The 8,759-nt window shown below is 70.7% G+C and carries 9 protein-coding genes; 7 read left to right on the forward strand and 2 right to left on the reverse strand.

The genetic code is table 11. The features are described 5' to 3' along the window. Positions 1-258 precede the first annotated feature (258 nt). The 5 genes from traC to HV826_RS20855 all read left to right on the forward strand — a co-directional run bounded on the left by traC (position 259) and on the right by HV826_RS20855 (position 6,587). Positions 259-2,139 carry an outer membrane exchange accessory lipoprotein TraC gene (gene traC, locus HV826_RS20835; protein ID WP_176418776.1) on the forward strand — a complete coding sequence of 627 codons (1,881 nt, stop codon included), beginning with the start codon at positions 259-261 and terminating at the stop codon, positions 2,137-2,139. A gap of 303 nt (positions 2,140-2,442) precedes the next feature. Further along, the gene (locus HV826_RS20840; RefSeq protein ID WP_303623587.1) at positions 2,443-3,906 is read left to right on the forward strand and encodes a pre-peptidase C-terminal domain-containing protein; all 1,464 of its coding nucleotides are present in this window, start codon (positions 2,443-2,445) and stop codon (positions 3,904-3,906) included. Between the two features lie 116 nt (positions 3,907-4,022). Further along, complete coding sequence (locus HV826_RS20845) at positions 4,023-4,928, forward strand: AEC family transporter (protein WP_176418778.1); 906 nt, start codon at positions 4,023-4,025, stop codon at positions 4,926-4,928. Between the two features lie 131 nt (positions 4,929-5,059). Continuing rightward, the gene (locus HV826_RS20850) at positions 5,060-5,860 is read left to right on the forward strand and encodes a nucleotidyltransferase family protein (RefSeq protein WP_176418779.1); all 801 of its coding nucleotides are present in this window, start codon (positions 5,060-5,062) and stop codon (positions 5,858-5,860) included. Between the two features lie 178 nt (positions 5,861-6,038). Beyond that, entirely contained in the window at positions 6,039-6,587 is a 549-nt protein-coding gene (locus HV826_RS20855) for a hypothetical protein (RefSeq protein WP_368670962.1), read from the forward strand. 12 nt (positions 6,588-6,599) lie between these two features. Here HV826_RS20855 and HV826_RS20860 read toward each other — a convergent pair whose 3' ends face one another. Next, positions 6,600-6,809, reverse strand: a complete 210-nt coding sequence (locus tag HV826_RS20860; protein ID WP_011550932.1) for a hypothetical protein — start codon at positions 6,807-6,809, stop codon at positions 6,600-6,602. A 198-nt stretch (positions 6,810-7,007) separates the two neighbouring features. Between HV826_RS20860 and HV826_RS20865 the strand changes: the two genes are divergently transcribed. Continuing rightward, positions 7,008-7,238 (forward strand): hypothetical protein, encoded by a 231-nt coding sequence (locus HV826_RS20865; protein WP_176418781.1) that lies wholly within the window; start codon positions 7,008-7,010, stop codon positions 7,236-7,238. Between the two features lie 54 nt (positions 7,239-7,292). Continuing rightward, complete coding sequence (locus HV826_RS20870) at positions 7,293-7,586, forward strand: hypothetical protein (protein ID WP_176418782.1); 294 nt, start codon at positions 7,293-7,295, stop codon at positions 7,584-7,586. Between the two features lie 9 nt (positions 7,587-7,595). Here HV826_RS20870 and HV826_RS20875 read toward each other — a convergent pair. After that, the coding region (locus HV826_RS20875) for a hypothetical protein (protein WP_255217326.1) at positions 7,596-8,759 on the reverse strand (1,164 nt) is incomplete at its 5' end.

The following is an 8,759-nucleotide window of genomic DNA, read 5'->3' on the forward strand; positions in this document are numbered from 1 at the left end:
TGCGGCGGGAGGGCGATGAATGAGGCGTATATATACAGTCAGGGCGAATCATCGCAACTGCACTGTAAAATTTGGCGGAATCAGGCAGCGGTGGGGTTTTTAAGACTCATTCTGGGGTAGGGGAGCCCGCAGCGCAAGAATTCAAAACCGTTGGAAAGGTGACATACATTGTCGCCGCAACAGGGAGTGAGGGTTCTTCGCGGGAGCGCGGGCCTGGCTGGCAATGGCAGACCTCCAGGGGAGGGGTGCCTGTGTGGGATGAGGGGCGGCCAAGAGGACGTCCGGCGTCTTCTCCCGAATGAGGGTTTCCTCGAAGATGCGGGCGTGAACGCGTCTGCCCGAGCCCTCCGCCCGCCTCCTTCTTCCTCCCGTCCCTGGCTGGGGGCCCTGGCCCTGGCCCTGGTGCTCGCCCTGTCGGGCTGTTCCGCCTTCTCCCGGGCGGTGAAGGAGGGAGACGCCGCCAGCCAGGAGCAGAAGTGGGCGGAGGCGGAGGCTGCCTATCTGCGCGCGCTGGCGGCGGACCCGGAGGCCTCCGAGGTCAAGGTGAAGCTGGGCAAGGTGCGTCAGGCCTGGAGCGAGGTGGTGCTGGAGGATGCGCGCGCCGTGCATGCCTCCGGGGACCTGGATGGCGCGATGAAGCGCCTGGTGCGCGCGCTGGAGCTCAACGCGGACAACGGCTCGGCGCGGGAGCTGCTTGGCGCCACGTTGGATGCGCGCGTGGCGGCGGGCAACGTGGCGTTGAAGGCGGAGCGGTTGCAGGACGCGCGCACGGAGTTCGACGCGGTGCTGTCGGTGGCGCCGGACCACGCGGCCGCCAGGCGGGGCGTGGACGGCGTGCAGGTGGCCTGGGCGCGGCGCTGGTTCGGTACGGGTGAGGGCCTGGAGAAGGCCGGCAAGCTGGGCAACGCGCTGGTGGCCTACGTCCGCGCGGACCAGGAGCGCGTGGGCGCCACCGCGGCGCGGGAGCGAGCCGAGGCCGTGCGCCAGAAGCTGCGCGACGAGGTGGCCTTCCTGGTGGTGGCCTCGCCGGTGGAGGACCGGGCCGGAGCGCCGGACGTGGCGCAGCGGCTGGCGGCCGGCCGGCTGGCGGCGATGCTGCCCACGCAGCTGCCCCTGCGCGTGGTGACGGAGGCCCCGGCGGGCCGCGAAGGCGTGACGCTGGATTTGTCACTGGAGCGGGTGCTTCCGCTGCAGGTGGTGGAGGAGTCGCAGCGCACGCAGCGCTACCTCGCCGGCAACCGCTCCGTGCCCAACCCGCGCCGCGGCGGCTTCGAGACCCAGCTCTTGAAGGCCGAGCGCGCCCTGGAGGACGTTGAGCGCAAGCAGGCCGCCGCGCTGCGGGAGTACCTGCGCCTGCAGGCGGAGCTGTCCATGGTGCGCGTGGCCGCCGAGCGCTGCCGCGAGCGGGAGCGCCGCCAGTGCCGCGAGGCCCTGCTGGAGTGCGGCGACGCCGCGCGAGAGGCCAGCGGCCCCGGGGAGCTGCCCAGCGAGTGCAACCCGTCCCGCTGTGACACCAAGGCGTGCGTCGCCGAGGAGGTGCTGCTGGTGGCCAAGGCCGCCGCGTCCCTGGAGAAGGAGAAGGCGCTGGAGGCCGCGCTGGACAAGGCCGAGGGCCAGCGCACGGCTGTGCAGCGGCACCGCGACGCGACCTTCCGCGAGCCCATCACCGTGGAGGAGCCCATGTATTCGGACTTCGTGTTCGACGTGCAGCTCCACCGGCTCACCGTGACGGCCTCTGTCACCGCGGTGATGCGGGACTTGCTCAAGGAGCAGCAGGTGCCCGCGCCCAACACGCAGGACTACGCGGTGATGCACGAGGACACGGCGCACAAGGGCTACGACAGGTACGGCGTGCTCGCGGACCCGGTGCAGCTGCGCAACGAGCTGGAGCTGCGCGTGGAGGTGGGCGACAAGGCGGTGTCGGATGTCGCTCGCCGCGTGAAGGAGCGCTTTGACGCCTACCGCGGCAAGCGCGTGCAGGACGCCCGCCGCGGCATGGTCCGCCCCGGCGCCGAGGACGTGGTGGAGACCGCCGTGCGCGCGCTCCTGCTCACCGCGGACGCGCCGCCGCAGGACATCCTCCAGCCGCTGGGCCGCGCGCGCGGCCTGAATCGCCCGGAGAGCCTGGTGGGGCTGTAGTGCTTCCGTTGTCATTGTCTATTTTCAGGACGAATGAATCCGGACGGTCGGTGAAGGGTGTCCTGCTTCAGGACAGCCTGTCTGAATATCAGTCAGCTTGTCTTCTACGGACAACCCCTTAGAAGCACTACGATTTGAAGGTAAAATGTAAAGGTAGTTTACGAAAAGCCGTGGGGCCCTGGAGTCCAGGCACACCGCGTTGAACAGGGAGCCATCAGAAAACCTGAATGACGGCGATGACTTGGCTGCTGGCATGGCGGCTGCTTGGTCGGCTGCGAACCACTCATCCCAACAAGGATGTCCATGTCACAGTCCAAGTTCGTCGGCGCCCTCACGGGCCTGGCGCTGCTCGCCGGTTGCGGCGGCAGCGATGGCACCACCCCCACCTCCGAGGAGACGCTCAGCCAGGGGATGTCGTGGGAGGAGTTCCTCGCCCAGGTGTACCAGGAGCCGGAGACGGGCATCTTCATCGCCGACGGTGACACGCCGTTCGCGACCGAGAAGCACCTGCGCGAGTTCTACGACAACAACGTCAAGAACGGGCAGCTCATCGTCCACCGCGTGGGCGGAGCGGACGCGAAGTGGAGCGACACGCAGAAGCTGAACCTCAGCTACTGTGTGAGCACCACCTTCGGCAGCAACTACAACCGCATGGTCCAGGCGATGGCCAGCGCGACGGGTGCATGGGAGGCCGCCGGCCACGTGAAGTTCGTTCACGTCTCCGCGCAGGACTCCAACTGCAACGCCAGCAACGGCAACGTGCTGTTCGACGTGAGCCCCATCAACGCGGGAGGCCAGTACCTGGCGCGCGCGTTCTTCCCGGGTGACGCGCGCGCGCAGCGCAACGTCGTGTTCGACCCCAGCTCGTTCCAGCCGCTGGGCGTCTGGACGCTGGAGGGCATCACCCGCCACGAGCTGGGCCACGTGCTCGGCTTCCGTCACGAGCACACCCGCCCCGAGTCTGGCACCTGCTTCGAGGACAGCAACTGGCGCGCGCTGACCACCTACGACGGCTCCTCCGTCATGCACTACCCGCAGTGCAACGGCACCCAGAACGGTGACCTGGTGCTGACCACGAAGGACGTCCAGGGCATCCAGGCGCTCTACGGCACGCCGAACGGTGAGCCGCCCCCGCCGCCGCCGGAAGGCGACCCGGTGACGGAGACGCGCACGGGCTCTGTCGCCTCGGGCGCGAACGTCAACTACGGCCCCTTCAACGTCGTCCCTGGCTCCACCTTCACCGTGACGATGTCGGGCACGGGTGACCCGGACCTCTACGTCCGCGCGGGCGCGGCGCCCACCACGACGGCGTACAACTGCCGTCCGTACCTCAGCGGCGCCAGCGAGAGCTGCACCGTCGAGATTCCGGCGGGCGTGACCACCGCGTACATCATGGTGCGTGGCTACTCGGCCGCGACCTTCAACCTGACCATCAACTACCTCACGCCCTCCAGCGGTAACGGCACGCCCACCAACGAGACGCGGACCGGCAGCGTGGCGCTCAACGCCAACGCGCAGGTCGGCTCCTTCAGCGTGAAGGCCGGCACCAACTTCAAGGTCGTGATGACGGGCACGGGTGACCCGGACCTCTACGTCCGCTTCGGCGCGCAGCCCACCACCAGCGCGTACAACTGCCGCCCGTACCTCAGCGGCGCCAACGAGACGTGCGACATCGCCGTGCCCGCGGGCCAGTCCACCGCGTACATCATGGTGCGTGGCTACACGGCCGCCACCTACAACCTGGCCATCACCTACACCAAGCCGTAGTCCCGGCTTCGGCGTGAAGTGAACGACGGGCGGTCTTCCCCTGGGGGAAGGCCGCCCGTTGCTTTTGGCGAGTGTCGCTGGAGTTCGACGCGGTGGGCTGAGACGCTGCGGCCGTCATGGGGAACGTCATCGGGCTGTTGGGGGCGTGTCTGGTGCTGGGCGTCCTGGCCCGGCACAGCGGGAAGTTTCCGGAGGGCTCCGCCGGGGCGTTCAACACCTTCGTGCTGTACGTGGCGCTGCCGGCGCTGGTGCTGCGCGCCATGCACCGGTTGGAGTTCGTGCCGGAGCTGTTGGTCGCCGCGTCGGTGCCGTGGCTCTACTACCTGGGCGCGGGCCCCTTCTTCCGGCTGCTCGGGCCCCGGCTGGGGCTGCCGAAGCCGTCCATCATGGCGCTGGTGCTGACGGCGGGGCTGGGCAACACCGCCTTCGTGGGGCTGCCCATGGCGGAGGCGCTGCTGGGGGCCAGGGGCCTGCCGGTGGCGGTGGTGGTGGATCAGCTCGGCTCCTTCCTGGTGCTGTCCTCGCTGGCCACGGTGGCGGCGGCCCGGGCGGGCGCGGACACGCCGCTGTCCGCGCGGCAGCTCGCGCGCAAGGTGGCCACCTTCCCCCCGTTCCTGGCGCTGGTGGTGGCGTTGGCGACGCGGCCCTGGGCCTACCCCGTCTGGCTGGACGGGGTGCTGGAGCGGCTGGGCTCGCTGCTGACGCCGCTGGCCCTGTTCGCCATTGGCCTGCAGCTGCGCCTGTCGGGCATCAAGCCCCGGCTGCCCGCGGTGGCCCTGGGGCTGTCGTACAAGCTGCTCCTGGTGCCGGCGCTGACGGCGGCGGGCCTGCTGGCCTTGCCAGGGCTTGCGCCCATGGTGGTGCAGGCCACGCTGCTGCAGGCGGCCATGGGGCCCATGGTGAGCGCGGCCATCCTCGCGGCCGAGCATGACCTGGACCCGGAGCTGGCGGTGTTGATGGTGGGGGTGGGCGTTCCGCTGTCCTTCGCCACGGCGCCGCTGATGTGGATGCTGGCGCGCTGACGCACGCCCGGCTGCCCTGCGACCGGCCACGCGGCCGGACCGCTGTCGTCCCGGCATCGCGCTCCTATTTTTGGCGCATGGCTGAGCAACCACCGAAGGCCTCGGGCGCGCCCGGGGGAGACCCACGGCGGATGGAGGTTCGGCGGCCGGTCGCCGAGCTGGGCGCACGGGCCTATGCCATCCAATTGTTGTCCGACGCGCGAATCCCGTTCCTGGTCGGTGGCGCTTACGCGTTCGCCCACTACACGGGCATCTATCGCGACACGAAGGACCTGGACCTGTTCATCCGCAAGGACGACGCGGACCGCGCCTTGGAAGTGCTCGCGCGCAACGGCTGGAGCACGCAGCGCGACGTCCACGGCTGGCTGCACAAGGCCTTCTGGGACGACTTCCTCGTCGACCTCATCTTCGCGTCCGGCAACGGCATCACCATCGTCGATGACGGCTGGTTCGAGCACGCGGTCCGCGCCCGGCTGCTGAACTGCGCGTGCAACGTGCCTCCAGCGGAGGAAATCTACTGGAGCAAGGCCTTCGTCCTGGAGCGCGAGCGCTTCGACGGACACGAGCTCACGCACCTGCTCCTGAAGACGGGGCGCACGTTCGACTGGCCGCGGCTGCTGGCGCGCTTCGACCGGTACTGGGAGGTGCTGCTCTCGCACCTGATGTTCTTCCGCTTCGCGTACCCCGCGGACCGCGACATCGTCCCGGAGTGGGTGATGCGCGAGCTGCTCTCCCGCGCCAACAGCTCGCTGGCGGAGGGCAACTGGGACTCGAAGCTGTGCCGGGGCCGGCTGCTGTCACAGGTCAGCTATCAGGTGGACGTCGACGAGTGGGGCTATGAGGACGGCCGCGCCTGGGATGAAGCCGAGCGCAGGCTCGAGCGCGAGCCCGAAGTGGTGCCCGCCGCGAGCGGTACGTACGGCGGCCACTGAGCCACGGACCCCGCGCTCGCTTCCTGGGACTTCGCCAGTCCCGGCGTGAGCGCGCCAGGTCCACCGGCCCTGCCACGGCTTCAGCGGAGCCTCACCTTCGGGCAGAGGACCCGCCGAAAGCAGGTGTCATGTGCCGTGGAGCGAAGCCGGACCCCGAGGTGTCATCGGAATCCTGGGCGTGTTGTGCCTGACGCTCGCGTCCTCCGCGCGGGCACAGGTCTCCGTCACCGGGCAGGGAGGGCCGCTGCGGCTCGAAGCGGGCGCGCAGTCGGTGGAGCTGTCCCTGGAGGAGGGCGGCGTCGTGCGGGGGCCCGGCGTCGAGCTGCGTCAGCGCGGCGCGGCGCTGGTGGGCCAGGTGCGTGGCAGGGACGTGGATGTCGGCTGGGCCAGCGGAGGCCTGCTCGGACGCGTGGGGGACGGCACCGTCGACCTCCGCGTGCTCGAGCGGACGCCGGAGCCGGGCCTGCGCCTGGAGGGGAACTTCGCCAGCCAGCCGTCGAGCCTCGTCATCGCGCCCTTCGCCATCGCTGGCGCCATGGGCGGATGCAACTACACGATGTCCGTGACGGGAGCGGGGTATTCGGGCTGGCGCACCTGCCAGCCTGGGACGACGCTCCAGCCGGGCCCCGTCTCCCTGTCCCTGCCCGAGGAGGTGCTGCGCCTCGGACAGGGAGAGAAGGCGGCCCTGCTGGCGCTGGTGCTGTCGGAGGCGATGTTGCCGCCGTGAGGCGGCGCGTGCTCAGGCGAGCACGGTGGTGGCGAAGGACAGCTCCACGCCGTTGTCGCGCACGCGCATGCTGGGCTTGGACAGCCAGTGGCACCGCGGGCAATAGCTGTGCGCGCCCGCCTGAGAGGCACGCACAGTCACCTCTCCACCGCAGAGCACGCAGCCGTCGGGGAGGACGAATTCGGCGAACCGCTCGCCGGTGTTGCTCTCGAATTGAGTCATGCTTCTGAGTTAACGCAGGAATCGCGAGGCACAAGGCGACCTGCGGTGTACCCCGGTCGGGCATCCGCAATCGGGCAGGCAGGCGGCCGAGCCCTCCTGCATTCCTTACGGGCCCGCCGCGCTTTGGTGGGTGGCCGACACCGCAACCCGGTGATGTCGCGTGCTCGCCCTGGCACGGGGATTTCAAGGGCCCGGGGCATGGATGCACAGGGTGAGGGTGACGGCATGGGTGGGGTGCTGCGGGTGGAGCTCCTCCACGACAGGCGAGGCTGGGGCGTGGAGGTGGAGACGTGGGCCGGGGCCGTGCGCCGGTACCGGTATGGCAGCGAGGCCCAGGCCCGCTTCTTCGCCGCGGTGTTCGAAATGGGCCCTCGCGTGCTGCCGCCAGTGAGCACCGGGTGCCGCAGGCGGACCCGCCGGGCGGCCTGAGGCGCCGCGTCTTCCCGCTACCCTCGCGGGCTGCTTTCGGAGAGGCTACGGGCCATGAGTGACGCACCCAAGCCCTTCCTTCACCGTCCCAACCGCCAGCTCATCACCAAGGAGCCGGACCCCGCGGGCCGCTGGTCCAAGCAGTTCCCGGACATGATTGGCTACACCAGCCAGGGGGGTGGCAAGGTGCCGGCCGACTACGGCTGGAACACCAACCCCAAGCAGTGGCAGGAGGAGATGACGCAGGAGTCGCTGGCGGCGCGCTACGACGAGCTGCGCATCCTCCCGCCGAAGCCCGCCACCCCGGCGCTGCCCGAGGGCGCGAAGCCCGACGGCACCAAGCCATAGCCTCGCGGTTCAGCTGAAGGGCAGGGCCGCCAGCCGCTCCCGGAACCGGGTGAGCAGCTCCCGCGCCCCTGCCTCCTCCAGTCCGTCGCCCGCCTCCTGTCGCGCCTTGCGCAGGAAGGCGTCGAACGGCGGCGAGCGACCCTGGAGCGCGCCCGCCGCCTCCACGGCCTCCGCCAGCACGCGCTCCGCGCCGCGCGAGCCCAGCGACAGGTGCATGTCCGCCTGCTCCAGCTTCATGCCGCAGGTGGCCCACACCGCGCGGTCATGGACGACGAGCCAGGTGCGCGTGACCTCCTCCATCTGCTCGTCCAGCGCGGTGAGGTAGGGCTCCACCAGCCCGGGCAGCGCGTCCGGCGCCAGCTCCGCCTGGGTGGCCGTGTCCAGCAGGCGCGCGCGCAGCTCCAGCACCTGGTGCTTCTGCGGCGTGCGCAGCGCCACCGACGCGGGCAGGGACACGAAGGCGGCCAGGCTCTCCGCCACCTGCCGCGCCAGCGCGGGGCGCGCGCGGGCCTCCGCCTTCGCCGCGCGCTCCAACCGGCCTTGCAGGGAGCGGCGCAGGTCCGCCGCCGCCGCACGCAGCGCCGCCCGCGCGCCCACCTGGTGGGCGTAGCCGGGCACCACCTCTTCGCGGCGCACGTCGGCGAAGGCCGCGGCGGTGAGGTACACGAGGTCGCCGATGCGCACGCGGAAGTCGGCGCGGAACGCCTGCAGCTCGGCCATCAGCGTCCAGCGGTCGCTCACCACCTCCGGGCGGCGCATCTGCTGTCCCAGCTCCGCCACGCGCCGCGCCAGCCGGTCCGCGACGGCGTGCAGCACCGCCTCCACCTCCTGCGCCAGCCGCTCATCCGAGCTGGCCGGCGGCGGGGCCCAGCCACCGTCGCCGAGCCCGACGGGGCGCGTGGGGGGCGGGAACTCGTGGTGGACGGCGCTGACGAGCTGGTTGACGCCCACCACCGTGTCGCCAATGGCGGGCGCCATCGTCTCCCACAGCGACAAGTCCGCGCCGCCGTCCGCTTCCACCGACGTGGGCTCGTACTTCGCGATGCTCAAGTGTCCCAGCCGGTCGATGGCCACCGCCGCCGCGCGGTGCACGCGCTCCAGCCGGTCCGCGAGGTGCCGGTCGGTCAGGGCTTCCAGGAGCGATTCCAGGCGCGCGGGGAGCGCGTCCTGGGG

This window comes from Myxococcus sp. AM010, assembly GCF_013372585.1.
Classification (GTDB): domain Bacteria; phylum Myxococcota; class Myxococcia; order Myxococcales; family Myxococcaceae; genus Myxococcus; species Myxococcus vastator.